We start from the raw sequence: 17,037 nt of genomic DNA, 5'->3' as shown, positions 1-17,037 counted from the left end.
TTCTCTCAACATTTGAGCTGTCTGTGCCCAACGACCATAGTCTACTCTTAACATCTTTGCGTTGACCTCAATTTACTCCTCAGAATCAGATTGTCTCATACTTTGAAAACTATGGGTTTGAAGTTGGACGGGGTTTAGAAGAAATTCGACAACTAGATTAATTATCAATTATCAATTATCAATTAATTTAAGCCTAATTTTGATGAGTACCAGGAGTAAGCGGATCTAAGATCTGATTTAATACCCGCAACTGATCTGCTGTACCCATACAAATCAACATATCCTGAGCCATCACGATGGTCTCCCCAGTTGGGCCAACAATGAGATTACCATCTCGGCGGCGGATTGCTAACACCAGAGAGCCAGATTGAGAGCGTAACCTAGCTTCTCGCAGCGATAAACCAGCAATCGGACAAGTCTGGGCATCAATCAGAAATTCTTCCATGTAAAACGATCGATCGCTAGCAATGATCCCATCCATAAAATCCATCACCTGGGGACGTAGAGCTGCCGCAGCCATCCGTTTTGCTCCAGTGATATAGGGAGAGATTACTTTGTCCGCTCCGGCTCGTTGGAGCTTCTGGACGGCTTCCTCGTTACTCGCCCGTGCGATTGCTCGAATTTTTGGATTCAGGGTTTTGGCAGAGAGGATGATATAGAGATTTTCGGCATCCGAAGGCAACGCCGCCACTAGACAAGCGGCTTTTTCCACTCCCAGCTTCAGGAGGGTTTCATCTAGGGTGGCATCTGCTTGCACCGCGCTATATCCCTCAGATTGAGCTATTTTCACCTGTTCGAGACTAGCATCAGCAATAACAAACGCTATGCCCTCAGCCGCAAACTCTGTAGCAATTTGCCGCCCAATCCGCCCAAAACCACAGATGATAAAGTGTTCAGCTAAAGATTCCACAAGTTTTTTTTGTTGTCTAATTCTTCTACCTTCTACAAAATAACCTTCAATCAGAGCTTCCGTAAATCGATTGACAATATAACCAATCGTAACCACCCCAGCCAGAATCAGAGCGATGGTGAAAATATGCCCCCGATCTCCCAAGGGATGAGTTTCTCCATATCCTACTGTGGTGAGTGTGATGACGGTCATATACACTGCGTCTAACCATTGCCATTGCTCGACTAGCCCATACCACAGCGTTCCAGCGATAAACAGCAATGTCAGTGCAAAGCCACCCCGTTGCAAGTCCTTTCTGATCCGACGATATTTCTGTTCGACAGAATCCATGAAATTCAGTTGACAGTTGACAGTTGACAGTCGATCGCCAATATCCTTTAATCTACTGAAGTAGACTTGAGCTATCGATCTGGGGATTAATTCCCAGATGGTGCTGAAGCGGAGCCAGTAGTCTTAACTCGCAGCAAGGATTTCAAGAATTAGGGACAGAAGTAAAGATGGGTATCGCTGACATCATTTAGTACAGCAATACCCATATTACCTATTAACTTTTAGAAGTTACTAGTTACCATTACAATCCAGGAATATTTAGTCCACTGGTGAGTAGTTCCATCCGTTCGCGCATGGTGGCGGTGGACTTATCGTACGCATCCATCATGGCATCGAGAACTAGTTGGGAGAGTTCTTCTGGACTCTTACCAGCAGCATCAGCCCCGATATTCACTCGGCGAGGTTCTTGATTACCGCTCAAAACCACGGTAACGCCACCTGCTTGTCCTTCTATTTCCATTTGCTCAAGTTCCTCTTGGAGCTTCTTGGCATCTTCTTGTACTTGTTGGGCTTTCTTAAAGGCATCAGCAAGTTCTTTCATCTTGCCGAGACCGAAACCACCAAATCCTTGTCCTTTAGTCATAATCTTTTAAGTTTTAGTCAATCTAGACAATATCCCATCTTACTGGAGTCAGGGAATTCGAGGGTGAGGGTATCCGTCAGTTATTCATTCACATCAATTAGTTTTAAATAGACCAACAATATCGCGCAGATATTAATTGTGCTAATTTACCCAATCTTCAGCTTACCGATCGCGGAGCCTACTTATTTATCTTACCCAAATAGAGCCGCGCAGTTAGAGTTACTGATAAATCGCTCGGCTATATTTAGCATGGGGAAGACAGAAGGGCTGTTAAAGCCTGACATCTAACCCTCGATCCCTAATTTAGAATTCGCCGAGCATTTTAACTTCTGGTTCAAGTTCGATCGAGTATCTCGCTTTGACCTGACTTTGGACGTAGTAAATTAATTCCCTAATGTCACTAGCTGTGGCATCTTTGCTATTGATGATAAAATTAGCATGGAGAGTTGAGACTTCAGCATCCCCAATCTTGTAGCCTTTTAGTCCCACGCTTTCAATTAGTGCGGCTGCATACTCAGGGGTAGGATTGCGAAATACGCTGCCACAGCTAGGTCTGTCGTAGGGTTGCTTGCTATGGCGTTTTTCCAAATCGCGATAGGTGCGGGCTTGGATCTCTACAGGATCGCTTGCTGCTTGCAATTTGAATTTTGCACTGAAGACGATTTGCGAACTACTTTGGAGATTGGATGTTCGATAACTGTAGCCCAAGTCTAGAGCGGTGAGTGTCTCGATCGATCCGTCTAGATTTAGCACGTCAGCACTGACTAATATCTCTTGGGTGCTATGTCCGTGCGCCCCCGCATTCATCACCACAGCACCGCCTAGAGTGCCAGGTATTCCCGCTGCCCACTCCATTCCACCCCAACCCCTCCGAGCAGCTTGCCAAGCTAGGCTGGCGACCATTTTACCTGCATCTGCGACGATCGATCGAGTCTCATTATCGAATTGGGTAGCCAGATGGCGTAGATGGCGGGTACAAATTACTAGCCCTACTAAACCTCGATCGCTAATTAATAAATTCGATCCCGCCCCAATGATGGTAATTGGTAGATTGTTAAGCCTCGCCCAAGCCAAACCACTCTGTGTCTCAGCAATGGTGCGGGGTTCTAAGTACCACTGCGCCGCTCCGCCTACTTTCCACGTTGTCAAACCTTTGAGCGATACATTCGACTTAATTTGGCAAATGGTAGGGATGTCCAAATCTCCATCGGTATTACTAGCAACTTCCACTGAATGCTGAACCTGATTATTTATAACGGGCGAACGATCTTGGGAGAGTGTCATAGAGGGAAAGGTAGGGGATTAAGTCACTAGCAACAAGAAATCGGCAGGATATTTAGAGAGCTTCTATCCAGTAGCATAGAGCTGATTTTACTCGTCAAAAGCTGAGTCATGCACAAGTTAGCACTGATAATACACTAAATATTGGATATTAGGCTACAGCTCCCGCTCGGCTTGGATTGGTAGCAGTTCGATAAAACTCTACCACATCAGGAATAATCTGATTGAGATTACCTGCACCTAGGAACAAGCAAATGTCACCGGAGTGGAGATTGTGAGTGAGAAATTGGGATACAGCGTCGAGCGTAGGTTCAAAGCGGACATTCGGATGATAATGACCGATCTGGACTACTACTTTTTCGCCGCTAATGGCTCCAGTATTTGCTTCACCTGCACTATAAATATCTGTAATGATTACCAAGTCGGCATCTTTAAAAGATTGGGCAAACTCAGCCAGAAATTCTAGTGTGCGGCTATATCGATGGGGCTGGAAGATAGCTACAACCCGACGCTCGGCACCTACTCGCAACCTAGCGGCACTAAGTGTGACTAGGATCTCACTGGGATGGTGAGCGTAGTCATCGATAAAGGTAATGTCATTCTGGTATCCTCGAAGTTCAAAGCGTCGTTTGGCACCATTAAACCCAGCTAAACCAGAAGAAATCGATCGAAAGTCTAAGCCGATCTGCCGACCTACTGCGATCGCGGCTAGAGCATTACTCAAGTTGTGTTTTCCCAACACCCCTAATTTTAGTGTTCCCAATAATTCACCGGATTCATATATTTGGGCTGAAGTCCCAGCACAATGATAGTCGATTGCCTCGGCTGTATAATCTGCAAGCTGTCCTGGTTCGACACTATAAGAAATTGTTGGTTTAATCCGATCGCGGACGATCTCACAATCTACCGAGCCGATCGTCACTTGACATTGTTGACTAAACGTAGTGAAGGTGTCAATTACCTGCTCCAGACTCTTGTAATGATCGGGATGATCCAGCTCAATGTTGGTAATCACCCCAATTTTAGGTGCATGTTTGACGAGTGAGCCGTCAGACTCATCGACTTCAGCCACAAAATACTCGCTGTTCCCAACTCTGGCATTGCCATCCCAAGCCGTAACTTCCCCGCCAACAACGATCGTCGGATCGACTCCAGCCTCTACCAACATATACCCGATCGCGCTGCTAGTTGTCGTTTTGCCGTGGGTACCCGCAACGCCGATACTCGTGTATTCTGCGATCAGTGCCGCAAGTACATCCGATCGATGGAAGATCGGACACCCTAGCTCCAACGCGGCGGTAAGTTCGGCATTAGTTTTTCCGATCGCTGTCGAGCAAATGATTTGAGGAGTTTGCCCCGATGGGTGGTTGTGAAAAAAATCTAAATTACTAGCATCCTGCTTCAGAAAAATGTGCGCGCCCTCTGCTGCCAACTTTTGAGTAATATTAGTCGATTTCAAATCGGAACCAGAAACAGGCAATCCGCGTCTTGCTAAAACATAAGCCAGCCCTGACATCCCAATTCCCCCAATGCCGATAAAATGAATCGGACGACCGCCAAAATCAACATAATTACCCATAATATTTTCTCCCCAGCCAGATAGAGCAAACCTTAGCAACAGGCGTTATCATACCAATAATCGTTTGTTTTCGGTCTAAATTCGTTAGCAGATCGTCGCCTTTGGCGCAACCGAACTTTTGATGGAATCGAAATAACTATACCAAATTTCCCCAAATAGTCTAGATCTTTAGAGAAAGTTACATTCTATTACTACTAAAAGGCTAGTTATGAGCGATATTGGCGCGGGTATCTCGATTCTCGTTTCGAGAGGCTGCGCCAACGAGTCGAGTACTTGGACACTCACGCTAGTCAATAGTAAAATAGATGTATGAGCGAGAAAGAAAAATCTGACAGTATCAAAATCGTTGCCGACAATCGGCAAGCACGGTTCCTCTACGAAATCCTCGAAACTTACGAAGCAGGGATTGAGTTGCTAGGGACGGAAGTAAAATCTATTCGTGAGGGTAAAGCTAACCTGCGCGATGGTTATGGTTTGTTGCGCCAGGGACAAATCTGGCTACTCAATGCCCATGTTTCACCCCACACCGCCACCGGATCGTATTTTAACCACGAACCCACCCGCACCCGCCGGATGCTGATGCACAAAGCCGAGATTCGCAAGCTGACTGGCAAAGTCGAGCAGCAGGGTTTGACTTTGGTGCCGTTGAAGATGTACCTGAAGCGCGGTAAGGTCAAAGTGACGATCGCCTTAGTCAAAGGTAAGAAGCTCCACGATAAGCGCGAAGATCTCAAGAAGAGAGACGATAAACGCGATATCGATCGAGCAATGAAGCGCGGTTAAGCATTATTTTGACCCAGATCGCAGCTATGGAATAAATTTCGATCTCAACTGTAGTGCGATGTCAGATGAGAAAAGATTCGTAAGTAAATAACTCAATTGAGATAATGATAGCAATCGACGACACTACTTTAATTAACCTTGAAGACATTACACCCGCAACTATGACAGTTGCCATGTTCGATCGAGAACCACACGAACTGACTGCAAATACCGATCTTGTATTTCGATCGGGATATGACGATCTGGATTATTTAAATTTTGCAATGTTAACATTACCATCTGGTCATGATGTGACACTCGTTCGTCATCAAGGTTCGCCACAACCAGGAACAGAACTATGCGTTCGACCGAATTTAGGAAATGTTGCTTCCGCCATTCGTGAAACTTGTGTTTTTTTAAATGTTAATGAATCTAGCCTTCAATGGATTCATCCCAATATTGAACAACAAATAACCGCTGCTAATTCAGTTCACAAACTCAACATAGGTATGAGTTTCACCCGCTAATTCTTCCTCAATAATCTGGGAAATAATTGCCCAATCGCCTCTAGCTAAACCCGCACCAATTTTAGGATATCCAATTCGTTTTCCTCCAAATTGTTGCTTTGCTTCTCGAAATACCGATCGAATCGCATCATAGTCAGCTAAAACACCATCACCTTTCCAGTGAAATTGAGTATAGCTATTGACGATCGTAAAATTAAAATCATCTCGATCGATATCAGCAATCGTGAAATTACCTAACTTAGTGCGATCGCCGATTTCTGTTTGACAATCTGCTGCATAAGCTTCAGGAAACTGCTGTTTGATAGTCAGCGCAATCCCTCGCCCCATTTGGCATTGACAATTACAGCCATGAATAATGACATCGAAAGCCCCAGCTTTGGCTAATTCAACTAAATCGCCGCGCACTATATTCATCAAGTTTCAATTGCGCTCATTTGCACTGATTTAATTATTTGTTTTACTAGCTATGCGTAGGTTGGGTTGAGCGAAACCAAACCCAACAATCTTAACCAGCGATATTTGTGGTTGTTAGGTTGAGCGTTGCTCTACCAAACCTACGAGTACAATCGCGAATTACCCACCTGTAGAAGCTGCTAGCTCGGCTAATCGCTCTTGTTGGTCTTGAGAGATACAACTTTGAATTACCTCCTCCAGATCGCCAGATAGCACCTTTTCCAGACCGAAATTATGTCCGAGTCGATGGTCGGTGGCGCGGTTGTCTTTATAGTTATAGGTACGAATTTTTTCCGATCGAGATCCAGTTCCGACTTGCGAACGCCGCATTGAAGTTACTTCTTCTTGTTGTTCGCGCAGTTTGATATCATACAACTTCGCCCGCAAGATTTGCATCGCCCGTTCTTTATTCTGCCGTTGAGATCGTTCTTCAGTACAAAAGATCCGAATCCCCGTCGGTTTGTGGAACAGATCGGCGGCTGTTTCTACCTTGTTAACGTTTTGTCCGCCAGCACCACCCGATCGAGCGGTACTCATTTCGATATCCTTAGGATCGATAAAGATCTCTACCTCGTCTACTTCGGGCATAATTGCCACAGTTGCCGTAGATGTATGTACGCGCCCACCCGATTCTGTCAGCGGTACTCGTTGGACGCGATGTACTCCAGCCTCAAACTTGAGCTGACTGTACACCAGTTCGCCCTGAATCTCCAACACAGCTTCTTTAAAGCCGCCCATTTCTGCAAGTGACTCACTAACGAGCTTAACTTTCCAATGCTGGGTTTCGGCATAGCGCGAATACATCCGCACCAAGTCACCCGCCCAAATCCCAGCTTCATCGCCACCAGTACCCGCCCGAATTTCTAACATGATATTTTTATCATCATTCGGATCTTTTGGTAATAGTAAAACTTTGAGTTTGCGTTCGAGTTCTTCGCTTTGACTTTCCAGTTCTCCAGCTTCCAAAGTCGCCATTGCTTGCAGTTCGAGATCGTTCCCCGACTCTTTGACAATCTCTCTGGCTCCGACTAGATCCTCTTGAGCTTGCTTCCACTTGTCGAATGTTTCGACAACTTCTTCAAGTGCGGCGCGAGCTTTACCAATGCGTTGCATTTCGCCTGGATCTCTGGCGATATCTGGATCGCCGAGTTTACGGGTAAGTTCGTGAAATGTTTGTTCGACGGATCTAAGTTTGTCGAGTAAATATGATTCTGCCACGATGTTTTAGTGAATGGTGAATGGTGGATGGCGAAAAGTGCGGTCTTGGGGTTTCCCCAAGTGGAGCACCTTTTCAAGACAGTGAATGGTGAATGGTGGATGCTAATAATAAAAACAACTATTGACTTGGATTAAAATAGATACTGGTGCGTTACGGCTTGTGCCTAACACACCCTACATCTATTTGCCATTCACTATCCACCATCCACCATCCACTAATTCTAAATATTGAAAAACCCAGAGACGCGAAAATATCGATCGCATCTCTAGGTTTTTCAGATTAACTAGGCTATTTCTTTTCTTCAGCAGCAGCTTCAGGAACAGGAGCAGTAGTATCCAACATCCCGTATTTTTTGAGGAATCGATCGACACGACCTTCGGTATCGATGATTTTTTGGGTTCCTGTGTAAAAGGGATGGTTGCCAGACCATACATCAACGCGCAGTTCTGGTTGGGTAGAACCAACAGTCATCACAACTTCACCGTTGCAATAAACTTTGGCTTCTGGGTACCAAGTAGGATGAATATCAGCTTTTGCCACAATCTTAGGTGTTAGGTATTGGGTATTCGGTATTAGGGGTTTGGTTTGAATTGAGACTAAACCCCCGATCGTTAATTAGTAACTATGAATCGATGTTTATTGACTATTTAATCTAGCAATTTTAGTTGCTAATAATCAATAACCAACAAATACAATCGATTTAACGTTTCGAGTATTGAGGAGCTTTGCGCGCTTTGTGTAGACCATACTTTTTCCGCTCGACACAACGTGGGTCGCGAGTTAGGTAGCCTTCAACCTTTAGTGGTTTGCGGTTGTTAGGATCGAGTTCGCACAGAGCACGAGCAACACCTAATTTAACAGCATCGGATTGTCCGGTTAGACCACCACCGTGAGCATTTACGAGGATATCGTACTCACCTTCTAGCCCTAAAGTTTCGAGGGGAGATCTCGCTGCGGAGATATAACCACTTTGGAAATTGAAATAGTCTTCGCCAGTTCTACCGTTGACTACTAGTAAACCAGTACCAGGTACGAGACGGACGCGGGCGATCGACGATTTCCGGCGACCTGTACCCCAGTAAACTGCCCGTTGTTGAGTTGCTTCCATGATTATGCTCCAGGAGTAGTTTTGATGACCAAGACTTCAGGTTTTTGGGCAGCATGAGGATGCTGGGTACCTGCGTAGACATTCATCTTGGTGAATAGGTGTCTGCCCATTGAATTCTTGGGTAACATTCCTTTGACGGCTTGTTCGATGATACGTTCGGGAATTCGCACTTGCAGTTTTGCGAAGACTTCTGTTTTCATCCCACCAGGACGGCCAGAATGTCTTCTGTAGATTTTTTGGGTGCTTTTTTTGCCTGTAACCTGAACTTTTTCGGCATTGATGACAATGACGAAATCTCCAGTGTCGATGTGTGGTGTAAATGTGGGTTTATTTTTCCCACGCAATACCATCGCGATTTGACTAGCTAAACGTCCGAGCCGTTGGTCGGCAGCATCGACGATGTACCATTTTGCGTCGTTGTTGTTAGCTGTAGGTAAGTGTGTTTTTTCCACGATCTTATATCAGTTAATATAGGGATTTTAATCCCCGTAAGTTGGCAATAAAAATTGGGGTTGGGTATCGTACCAGACTGACTCAGGAAAAGGAAATTCTGCATATCCGACTCGGAGCAGACACAGTCCTCTAGCCGTAGCCGAATGTCTGACTTGCCAGCGTTGCTCGGATTTCCAGATGTCGGTAAATTCAGCAATTGATAGATCGCCATTTCCCACTCTGACCAGCATTCCGACCAGCAGCCTCACCATGCCGTACAAAAATCCATTTGCTTGAATTTCAATCTGTACAAAGTCTCCTGACTGGTAACAGCTAATCTCCTGAATATTAACCCAAGAGTGCGATCGACCGGAATCAGTCCGATGAAATGCCGCGAAATGATGGGTGCCTAGCATCGGTACGACAGCAGCCTGCATGAGTTCGATATCGAGCGGTTCGTGGTAATAATGCCAACTATAGGGACGGACAAATAAATTTGGTCGTCGATTGGTATAGATGGTGTAGCGATACCGTCGATACAGAGCAGAGAAGCGTGCGTGCCAATCATCAGTAACAGCAGCGGAGGCACGGATGACGATATCATCTGGCAACCGATTGTTGAGAATTGATGCCCACTTGGTAGCGGGAATCACGCTGGGATTGTCGAAATGGGCGACTTGCGCCGCAGCATGAACGCCACTGTCTGTACGTCCCGCACCATAGAGATCGACTGCTTGACCGAGAAAATCCTCGATCGCTCGTTCTACCTCTGATTGGACTGTCCGTCCGTCAGGTTGCTTTTGCCAGCCATACAGGTTGGTACCTGCGTACTGAATGACTAGAGCAACGCGCTGGGTCGTACTGTTAATTATGAGTTTGTGCTTCTTGGTCGCCATTGAGTCACAAATAACAGGTGGCGGACTAGCTCTACATCATTTCGATGATTGCCATTTCTGCATTGTCACCCCGACGTGGCACTGTTCGTACAACGCGAGTATAACCACCTTGGCGACTACCGTAGCGTTCGGGTGCTGCTTCAAACAAAGAGTGAACTAGATCTTTGTCATAAATATAACCCAGAGCGATACGACGGTCTGAAAGAGTGCCAGATTTGGCTAATGTCACCATTCTCTCAACTTCTGGGCGCATTGCTTTCGCTTTGACCAGAGTTGTGGTGATGCGACCGTGGCGAATCAGTTCGGTTGTCAATGACCGTAACAGGGCTTTCCGTTGGTCGGCTGGTTTGCCCAGCTTTGCCACGCGACAACGATGACGCATTGTGTTTCTCCTTTTTTTTACTAGTGTGGACTAACCGTCACTTTCGATCTACCGTTGGGGCATACCGAAAGTGACTGGTGTTGGTGCAACCTTTCCTTAACAGGAGCGGTGCAAATTATGTCGATCGATCTACCGTTGGGGCAGACCGAAAGTGACTGGTGTTGGTGCAACCTCTCCTCAACAGGAGCGGTGCAAATTATGTCGATCAAACTACCTTTGGGGCATAGCGAAAGTTACTAACATCTGTTGACGCTGATAACCTGCCCCGATCTCCTCAGACTTTCACTGATTTATCGTGGGGTAGTTTGATCCCCAGTCGTTTTTCGAGGGCTTCGATGACCTCCTCTGCTGATTTGAGACCGAAGTTCTTGATTTCCAAGAGATCTTCTTGGGTATAACCCATCAAATCGGAAACAGAATTAATCTGTGCCCGTTTCAAGCAGTTGTATGCTCTGACTGAAAGATTTAACTCTTCGATCGGAATTTGATTGGAAGGATCTTCTTCATCTTGATACTCTGGCTGGAAGGATTCCAAGCTGATGTCCTTGAGCGGATTGAGCAGATCGACCAAAATTTTGGCGGACTCACTCAGTGCTTCTTGGGGTGTCAGACTACCATTTGTCCAAATTTCGAGGATCAATCGATCTTTTTCAACTGCACCATCGATCCGCACATCTTCAGTGCTGTAATTAACCTGCGTAACAGGCATAAATACAGCGTCGATTTGGAGCAGATCCATTGCTAGACCTTGTTCGCGGAACTTGTCTACCGATCGATAGCCTTTTCCGCGCTCGATCCGAAACTCCATTTCCAATTTGCCACCCTCAGCGACGGTAGCAACATATTGGTTGGGATCGACAACTTCTACTTCAGAAGGTAACTCAAAATCAGCAGTTGTAACTTCGGCTGGCCCTGTCACATTCAATCGCCCGATCTGCGGTTGAGATGTGTAACTTTTGAGCTTGACTTCTTTCATGTTCAACAGAAGTTCTAAAACATCCTGTCGGACACCAACTAAGCTAGCAAACTCATGGTTGACCGTGCCTGGTTTTACGCCAGTTTTTTCGTCTTTGATTAATCCAGCTACTCGTACCGCCGTAATTGCTGTCCCTTCTAAGTTGGACAACAGCACGCGTCGGAGCGAGTTACCGATAGTTGTACCTTGACCTCGATCGAGAGGCTCCAGGATAAACTTACTATATTGACTTTGATTTGACTCGGTCTTAGACTCGACACACTCGATCTGAAACTGCGCCACAGAGTGACCTCCCTACCCAGTTTGTACTTACATTTAAACTCTTTCGATCTGGCTATGGAGCCATATCATCTCTTTCTAACCTAACGACCCACAATTCATAATTACCGAATTTGGCAAATGCCAACATCGATCGTCCGAACTATAAATAATTAATCTAAACTCTCCGCCGTTTTGGTGGACGGCATCCATTGTGAGGAATTGGAGTAACGTCGCGAATTAGGGTAATTTCTAACCCTGCACCTTGGAGGGCACGAATCGCTGTCTCACGACCCGCACCAGGCCCACTGACCATTACTTCAAGTTGGCGCATCCCCTGATCCATTGCCCGCTTGCCAGCACTTTCAGCGGCTGTTTGAGCGGCAAAGGGGGTACCTTTTTTCGCGCCTTTGAATCCACTAGAGCCACTTGATGCCCATGAAATTACATCCCCACTAGCATCAGATATAGTGACGATCGTGTTGTTAAATGTTGACTGGATATAAGCTACACCGTTTGGAACATTGCGCTTTTGCTTTTTAGGGCCAGTCTTTTTACTAGGTTGTCGAGCCATGTCGGTCTATGTATTAGAAAATATCAATGAGGTGATCGATGAAACATCGGCTGCGGTCGATTGGGATTTGACTCGATTCATCATATTTAGGAAATATCAATGGATCGAAGGGTAAATCCGCTGTGGTCGGATTCGATGTACCAACGATTGGGCAAAGCCCACGCTTCGCGAACGATCCGCTAAATTGAAGTTGTGTTCGGTAGTATAATCGCCCACAATTTTTTCAGCAATTCTACGCTGATGTTGGTGATGACAGGAGTTCTAGACACAGTAATTGGCGAGGAGTAACGAGCCGATTATCTACCGTTAGGATTGGGAGACAAGATCGATCGCGACTAATCGCCAATTGGCTATTGCTAGGCTGCCACAACCATCGAACCATGTTATTTCTTGCCAGGAGCTTTTTTCTTCCCAGCGACGGTAGCGCGGCGACCGCGACGAGTACGCGCATTTGTACGTGTACGTTGACCGCGAACGGGTAATCCCATCCGGTGTCTCCGTCCCCGATATGAGCCAATGTCTACCAATCGCTTGATATTCATCGATTCCCAGCGACGTAAATCACCTTCGATCTGGTAATCGCCTTCTACCCGTTCCCGAAGGAGGGCAACGTCAGCCTCTGACAAATCCTTAACTCGCGTATCAGGATTTACACCTGTCTTTGCTAATACTTCTTTGGATCGGGTTAAGCCGATACCGAAGATGTATGTCAGACCTATCTCCACGCGTTTGTCGCGGGGGAGGTCAACACCTGCTATCCGTGCCACACTTGTTTCTCCACTATACTTTTCTCTGAATTTGGTCGATGATAAATGAAAATATTTGGTTGGGACTGAAGCAACTCGCCCACTCCATAGTTTTCATTCGATCGCCGTTGAATCTACGCTGGTGTCAATGACTAACTAGCAACCTGGACTAGTCATCTAACCTTGACGTTGTTTATGTTTCGGGACGATACAAATTACCATCACCCTGCCACGTCTACGAATGACGCGACACTTTTCACAAATCTTTTTGACAGACGCTCGGACTTTCATGTCAATTTAGTCAACACTGCAAGCTTAATATTATAACATTTTTCAATTAATTGTCAGTAGTAATTACGCGACAATTTGACTAGAGCCGACCCACTAGACGGGAAAAGCCGTAGAATTAGCTGCCAATCGGCAAATTTTAACTATTTTTTATTCCGCAGTCGGTAAGTAATTCGCCCTTTACTGAGATCGTAAGGGGTGAGTTCGCACTTAACTCGATCGCCAGGAAGAATTTTGATATAGTTACGACGAATTTTACCGGAGATATGGGCTAAAACATTAAACCCGTTATCCAGATCGACGCGAAACATGGCATTAGGCAGGGATTCTGTCACCGTGCCTTCCATTTCAATCAAATCTTGTTTAGACAATTAATATTTACCTCGAATTAGGATGATGGATGGTGAATGGTGGATGGTGGATCGTTAATTCCGACACTGCTACTTATATTTTAACAGGGCAAATGCTGTGCTGGAAAATCCCCTCCAAGGAGAGGTGGGTAGATCCCCGCATCACACTAAAAAATAACTAATCAACTAGTACTTCCAAATCCTGGGTGACTGCGGCTAATTCTCGATCGCCGTCAACACTGCGGAGAATGCCCTTGAGCTGGTAGTAATCGATCAGTGGTGCTGTTTGTTGTTCATACACCACCAACCGTCTGCGAATCACATCCTCGGTGTCATCGGGACGGTTTTGGATCGTGGCTCGGTTGAGCAATCGCTCTACCAATCTTTCCTGGGGGACATGCAGATCGATCGCGAGGTCATACTTCTGTCCAATTTCAGTGAGTAATCGATCGAGAAATTCTGCTTGGGCGACATTGCGCGGGAACCCATCTAGAATCCAACCCTTGCTAATGGCATCATCTTGGCTCAATCGTCCGCGAATCATGTCTAAAAGTAGCGAGTCAGGTACTAATTCGCCTTTATCCATATTGGACTTGGCTTTTAGACCTAAATCGGTCTGGGCTTTTACTTCAGCACGGAGGATATCTCCAGTGGAAATATGGGCAATGCCACAGGATTGGGCTAGTAGTTGCGCTTGGGTGCCTTTACCCGCACCTGGGGCACCAAGAAAGAGTAGTCTAGTCATGATTGAGGTATTAGGTATGAAGCTTTAGGTAATCAGAGTAGGAATTAGGCGATCGGTTTTAAAGGTTTTAGAGCGAAGATATTCTTGCCTAAAACCTAAAGCCTAAAGCCTAAAGCCTAATCCTTACTGTTGACCATACCTTCGTAACGTTGAGAGATTACTAGAGTTTGGACTTGTTTAGCAGTATCGATCGCAACACTGACTAAAATCAACAGGGAAGTTGCGCCAAAACCCTTGAAAGTACTGACTCCGAGACCACTTTCGATCGCTGTCGGTACAGTTGCGACAACACCCAAAAATACTGCGCCTAGCAGAGTGAGCCGAGAGAGGATCGCTTCGATATATCTACTCGTAGCCACTCCAGGGCGAACCCCTGGGATACTTGCACCCATTTTTTTGAGGTTTTGAGCCATGTCAACAGGGTTGACGACGAGGGAGCTGTAGAAGTAGCTAAAGAAGACGATCAGAACGACATAAAATGCGACATGTGCGGCGGTACCAGGAGCGAGGAAGTTCGCGATATTCACTACCACTTGACTTACTGAACTCAGATTGCCATCAGCACCAACATTCTTCCCTGCGAAGGAGGCTAAAGCACTAGGTAGAACTAATACAGAGGATGCAAAAATAATTGGCATCACCCCACCTTGGTTGAGTCGTAGAGGCAAATAGCTTGTGCGTTCGCGTTGAATTCTGCGTCCGACTTGACGACGAGCGGAGATAATCGGGATTCGGCGCGTTCCTTCTTGGACAAAGACGATACCTACAGTCATCACGACAAAGACGGCGAGTAGTGCTACTGTCCGAGTGACAATCGAGCTATCACCGCTTTGAGCGAGGTTGAATGTATCAGCCAGAGACTTAGGTAAAACAGCAACGATGTTCAAGAAGATTAATAATGATGCACCATTGCCAATGCCGCGTTCGGTAATTAGTTCCGAAATCCACATCACAAACATCGAACCAGCCGTTAAAGCCATAACTGTGCTAACAGTGAAGAAAATCCCTTCATTTCCAGGCAGTGCATAGCGTTGGAGCCAGAGTGCGATCCCAATACTTTGGGCGACACCCCAGCCTAATGCTACATAGCGAGTGATTTGGGAAATCTTGCGCCGTCCAGCTTCACCTTCTTCTTTTTGGAGTTTTTCCAGAGCGGGGAGAGCAGTTGTCATCAATTGAATGATGATCGAAGCATTAATATAAGGAATAATCCCTAAAGCAAAAATCCCGACTGTGGATAAGGCACCACCCGAAAAGATATCCAAAAAGCCGATGACTGGGCTGTTTTTAATATCGTTAGCGAAAGCTAGTCGATCGATCCCAGGGATGGGAATAAAAGTACCTAACCGCGCTAAAATCAGCAAACCGAGGGTAACAAAAATCCGACCTCTCAAACCAGCCGCTTGAGCCATCTGTACGAATGTCTCTTGGGCTGATGGTGCTTTTTCTCTACTAGCGTCCATCTAAAATTACCTCGGCAAATTTATTTAATGTCAAGACTGAAATAATCTCAAGAACTGTGACCTTTATGAGTTTCAGTATACAATTTTCAAGTTAATTCTGGGGTTATTAAAAAAGAATCCAGCAGTACCGCTCTAGTGTGAGCGGCACTGCTGGATTCAATCTAGTTTTTCGATTGCGACAATTCATTAGATGAAGACATCTTAAATTACTTCGCAAGTACCACCAGCGGCTTCAATTTTGGTTCTCGCGCCAGTTGTGAATGCTGCTGCTTTACAGTTGAGCGCGACAGTGAGTTCGCCATCACCTAATAGTTTCAAGGGGCCATCATTAGTGGTGACGATTCCAGCAGTCATTAGTGATTTCAATGTAACTTCACTATTGGCTGGCAATTCAGATAGGCACCGAACGTTAATTACGGTGTAAAACTTCTGATTGATGAGCGGGAAGTGCTTTAATTTAGGCAACCGTCGATAGAGGGGCATTTGACCACCCTCAAATCCAGGGCGGGTGGGACTACCGGAACGGGACTTTTGACCCCGCATCCCGAAACCGCCGCTGGCACCTTGTCCGGCAGCGATACCGCGGCCAACGCGGCGTTTGCGATGTTTAGAACCCGCTTTGGGTTTTAGATCTGTTAATCTCATGTTGTTGTAGAGGGTAGAGGGTAGAGGGTAGAGGGTAGGGGGATAGTGGGAGGGGTAGAAGGTAGATTTCAGACGCTTGCGTCATTTCAGTCCCTACTCTCTACCCTCTACCCTCTACTCCCTATTAAGCGAATAGGTCTGCGACTGTCAAGCCGCGATCTTCAGCGACTTGATTGAAGCTGCGAAGGGTTTTGAGAGCGTTGACTGCGGCGCGGGCGTTGTTTAGGGGATTGCCCGAACCGAGTTGTTTCGCGAGGATGTTTTTGACTCCTGCGAGTTCTAATACAGTACGGACGGCTCCACCAGCAATTACTCCGGTACCAGGAGCCGCAGGGCGCATCATTACATTAGCACCACCGCCACCACCGACAATCGGATGGGGAATTGTATTGGATTTGGTTAAAGGAATGGTAATTAGATGTTTTTTACCATCAGCTACGCCCTTGCGGACTGCACCGATAACGTCGCTGGCTTTACCAACGCCTACACCAACTTCACCTTTTTCATTGCCAATCACGACGATGGCGCGG

The 17,037-nt window shown here is 46.1% G+C and carries 22 protein-coding genes; 2 read left to right on the top strand and 20 right to left on the bottom strand.

Annotated features, from left to right (window positions below):
* Positions 1–193 precede the first annotated feature (193 nt).
* The 4 genes from ACEW9J_RS09340 to murC all read right to left on the bottom strand — a co-directional run bounded on the left by ACEW9J_RS09340 (position 194) and on the right by murC (position 4,683).
* A complete protein-coding gene (locus tag ACEW9J_RS09340; protein ID WP_373544858.1) occupies positions 194–1,240 on the bottom strand; it encodes a TrkA family potassium uptake protein in 1,047 nt (348 codons plus the stop codon).
* Between the two features lie 241 nt (positions 1,241–1,481).
* Positions 1,482–1,823 carry a YbaB/EbfC family nucleoid-associated protein gene (locus ACEW9J_RS09335; protein WP_373544857.1) on the bottom strand — a complete coding sequence of 114 codons (342 nt, stop codon included), beginning with the start codon at positions 1,821–1,823 and terminating at the stop codon, positions 1,482–1,484.
* Between the two features lie 303 nt (positions 1,824–2,126).
* Positions 2,127–3,107 (bottom strand): UDP-N-acetylmuramate dehydrogenase, encoded by a 981-nt coding sequence (gene murB / locus ACEW9J_RS09330; protein WP_373544856.1) that lies wholly within the window; start codon positions 3,105–3,107, stop codon positions 2,127–2,129.
* A gap of 148 nt (positions 3,108–3,255) precedes the next feature.
* Positions 3,256–4,683 (bottom strand): UDP-N-acetylmuramate--L-alanine ligase, encoded by a 1,428-nt coding sequence (gene murC / locus ACEW9J_RS09325; protein WP_373544855.1) that lies wholly within the window; start codon positions 4,681–4,683, stop codon positions 3,256–3,258.
* A 309-nt stretch (positions 4,684–4,992) separates the two neighbouring features.
* On the opposite strand from murC, the gene smpB reads away from it, so the two are divergent.
* Both smpB and ACEW9J_RS09315 read left to right on the top strand, forming a co-directional pair.
* Positions 4,993–5,466, top strand: a complete 474-nt coding sequence (gene smpB / locus ACEW9J_RS09320) for an SsrA-binding protein SmpB (RefSeq protein ID WP_373544854.1) — start codon at positions 4,993–4,995, stop codon at positions 5,464–5,466.
* A gap of 104 nt (positions 5,467–5,570) precedes the next feature.
* Entirely contained in the window at positions 5,571–5,972 is a 402-nt protein-coding gene (locus ACEW9J_RS09315; RefSeq protein ID WP_373544853.1) for a hypothetical protein, read from the top strand.
* Here ACEW9J_RS09315 and ACEW9J_RS09310 read toward each other — a convergent pair.
* The 16 genes from ACEW9J_RS09310 to rpsE form a co-directional block, all read right to left on the bottom strand.
* On the bottom strand, positions 5,931–6,386 hold the full coding sequence (locus ACEW9J_RS09310; RefSeq protein WP_373544852.1) for a macro domain-containing protein: 456 nt from the start codon (positions 6,384–6,386) through the stop codon (positions 5,931–5,933). The genes ACEW9J_RS09315 and ACEW9J_RS09310 overlap by 42 nt on opposite strands.
* 159 nt (positions 6,387–6,545) lie before the next feature.
* On the bottom strand, positions 6,546–7,643 hold the full coding sequence (gene prfA / locus ACEW9J_RS09305) for a peptide chain release factor 1 (protein ID WP_373544851.1): 1,098 nt from the start codon (positions 7,641–7,643) through the stop codon (positions 6,546–6,548).
* A gap of 289 nt (positions 7,644–7,932) precedes the next feature.
* Positions 7,933–8,184: a 50S ribosomal protein L31 gene (gene rpmE / locus ACEW9J_RS09300; RefSeq protein WP_373544850.1), complete on the bottom strand. Its 252-nt coding sequence runs from the start codon at positions 8,182–8,184 to the stop codon at positions 7,933–7,935.
* A gap of 160 nt (positions 8,185–8,344) precedes the next feature.
* A complete protein-coding gene (gene rpsI, locus ACEW9J_RS09295; protein WP_373541840.1) occupies positions 8,345–8,752 on the bottom strand; it encodes a 30S ribosomal protein S9 in 408 nt (135 codons plus the stop codon).
* Positions 8,753–8,754: 2 nt separating this feature from the next.
* Entirely contained in the window at positions 8,755–9,204 is a 450-nt protein-coding gene (rplM, locus tag ACEW9J_RS09290) for a 50S ribosomal protein L13 (protein ID WP_373544849.1), read from the bottom strand.
* Positions 9,205–9,231: 27 nt separating this feature from the next.
* The gene (truA, locus tag ACEW9J_RS09285; protein ID WP_373544848.1) at positions 9,232–10,080 is read right to left on the bottom strand and encodes a tRNA pseudouridine(38-40) synthase TruA; all 849 of its coding nucleotides are present in this window, start codon (positions 10,078–10,080) and stop codon (positions 9,232–9,234) included.
* Between the two features lie 31 nt (positions 10,081–10,111).
* Positions 10,112–10,462 (bottom strand): 50S ribosomal protein L17, encoded by a 351-nt coding sequence (gene rplQ / locus ACEW9J_RS09280; RefSeq protein ID WP_373544847.1) that lies wholly within the window; start codon positions 10,460–10,462, stop codon positions 10,112–10,114.
* A gap of 274 nt (positions 10,463–10,736) precedes the next feature.
* Entirely contained in the window at positions 10,737–11,720 is a 984-nt protein-coding gene (locus ACEW9J_RS09275) for a DNA-directed RNA polymerase subunit alpha (protein WP_373544846.1), read from the bottom strand.
* 154 nt (positions 11,721–11,874) lie between these two features.
* Positions 11,875–12,270: a 30S ribosomal protein S11 gene (gene rpsK / locus ACEW9J_RS09270; protein WP_373544845.1), complete on the bottom strand. Its 396-nt coding sequence runs from the start codon at positions 12,268–12,270 to the stop codon at positions 11,875–11,877.
* A 383-nt stretch (positions 12,271–12,653) separates the two neighbouring features.
* On the bottom strand, positions 12,654–13,037 hold the full coding sequence (rpsM, locus tag ACEW9J_RS09265) for a 30S ribosomal protein S13 (protein ID WP_373544844.1): 384 nt from the start codon (positions 13,035–13,037) through the stop codon (positions 12,654–12,656).
* 156 nt (positions 13,038–13,193) lie between these two features.
* Positions 13,194–13,307: a 50S ribosomal protein L36 gene (rpmJ, locus tag ACEW9J_RS09260; RefSeq protein WP_373541835.1), complete on the bottom strand. Its 114-nt coding sequence runs from the start codon at positions 13,305–13,307 to the stop codon at positions 13,194–13,196.
* Between the two features lie 140 nt (positions 13,308–13,447).
* Positions 13,448–13,675, bottom strand: coding sequence for a translation initiation factor IF-1 (gene infA / locus ACEW9J_RS09255; RefSeq protein WP_295616782.1), 228 nt, complete (start codon positions 13,673–13,675; stop codon positions 13,448–13,450).
* A gap of 157 nt (positions 13,676–13,832) precedes the next feature.
* The gene (locus ACEW9J_RS09250) at positions 13,833–14,399 is read right to left on the bottom strand and encodes an adenylate kinase (RefSeq protein ID WP_373544843.1); all 567 of its coding nucleotides are present in this window, start codon (positions 14,397–14,399) and stop codon (positions 13,833–13,835) included.
* A gap of 116 nt (positions 14,400–14,515) precedes the next feature.
* Positions 14,516–15,862, bottom strand: a complete 1,347-nt coding sequence (secY, locus tag ACEW9J_RS09245) for a preprotein translocase subunit SecY (protein ID WP_373544842.1) — start codon at positions 15,860–15,862, stop codon at positions 14,516–14,518.
* A 201-nt stretch (positions 15,863–16,063) separates the two neighbouring features.
* Complete coding sequence (gene rplO / locus ACEW9J_RS09240; RefSeq protein ID WP_373544841.1) at positions 16,064–16,507, bottom strand: 50S ribosomal protein L15; 444 nt, start codon at positions 16,505–16,507, stop codon at positions 16,064–16,066.
* Positions 16,508–16,631: 124 nt separating this feature from the next.
* On the bottom strand, positions 16,632–17,037 hold a 406-nt coding region (gene rpsE, locus ACEW9J_RS09235), incomplete at its 5' end, for a 30S ribosomal protein S5 (RefSeq protein ID WP_373544840.1).

The organism is Chamaesiphon sp., assembly GCF_041737865.1.
In the GTDB taxonomy this organism is placed as follows: domain Bacteria; phylum Cyanobacteriota; class Cyanobacteriia; order Cyanobacteriales; family Chamaesiphonaceae; genus Chamaesiphon.
Note: the sequence above shows the minus strand (reverse complement) of the source record. Positions and strands in the feature narration are given on the sequence as shown.

Excerpts from the sequence above, each read along its gene's own strand:
- ACEW9J_RS09340 (WP_373544858.1), bottom strand. The coding sequence starts at position 1,240 with ATGGATTCTGTCGAACAGAAATATCGTCGGATCAGAAAGGACTTGCAA.
- ACEW9J_RS09335 (WP_373544857.1), bottom strand. The coding sequence starts at position 1,823 with ATGACTAAAGGACAAGGATTTGGTGGTTTCGGTCTCGGCAAGATGAAA.
- murB (WP_373544856.1), bottom strand. The coding sequence starts at position 3,107 with ATGACACTCTCCCAAGATCGTTCGCCCGTTATAAATAATCAGGTTCAG.
- murC (WP_373544855.1), bottom strand. The coding sequence starts at position 4,683 with ATGGGTAATTATGTTGATTTTGGCGGTCGTCCGATTCATTTTATCGGC.
- smpB (WP_373544854.1), top strand. The coding sequence starts at position 4,993 with ATGAGCGAGAAAGAAAAATCTGACAGTATCAAAATCGTTGCCGACAAT.
- ACEW9J_RS09315 (WP_373544853.1), top strand. The coding sequence starts at position 5,571 with ATGATAGCAATCGACGACACTACTTTAATTAACCTTGAAGACATTACA.
- ACEW9J_RS09310 (WP_373544852.1), bottom strand. The coding sequence starts at position 6,386 with ATGAATATAGTGCGCGGCGATTTAGTTGAATTAGCCAAAGCTGGGGCT.
- rpsI (WP_373541840.1), bottom strand. The coding sequence starts at position 8,752 with ATGGAAGCAACTCAACAACGGGCAGTTTACTGGGGTACAGGTCGCCGG.
- truA (WP_373544848.1), bottom strand. The coding sequence starts at position 10,080 with ATGGCGACCAAGAAGCACAAACTCATAATTAACAGTACGACCCAGCGC.
- rplQ (WP_373544847.1), bottom strand. The coding sequence starts at position 10,462 with ATGCGTCATCGTTGTCGCGTGGCAAAGCTGGGCAAACCAGCCGACCAA.
- rpsK (WP_373544845.1), bottom strand. The coding sequence starts at position 12,270 with ATGGCTCGACAACCTAGTAAAAAGACTGGCCCTAAAAAGCAAAAGCGC.
- rpmJ (WP_373541835.1), bottom strand. The coding sequence starts at position 13,307 with ATGAAAGTCCGAGCGTCTGTCAAAAAGATTTGTGAAAAGTGTCGCGTC.
- ACEW9J_RS09250 (WP_373544843.1), bottom strand. The coding sequence starts at position 14,399 with ATGACTAGACTACTCTTTCTTGGTGCCCCAGGTGCGGGTAAAGGCACC.
- secY (WP_373544842.1), bottom strand. The coding sequence starts at position 15,862 with ATGGACGCTAGTAGAGAAAAAGCACCATCAGCCCAAGAGACATTCGTA.
- rplO (WP_373544841.1), bottom strand. The coding sequence starts at position 16,507 with ATGAGATTAACAGATCTAAAACCCAAAGCGGGTTCTAAACATCGCAAA.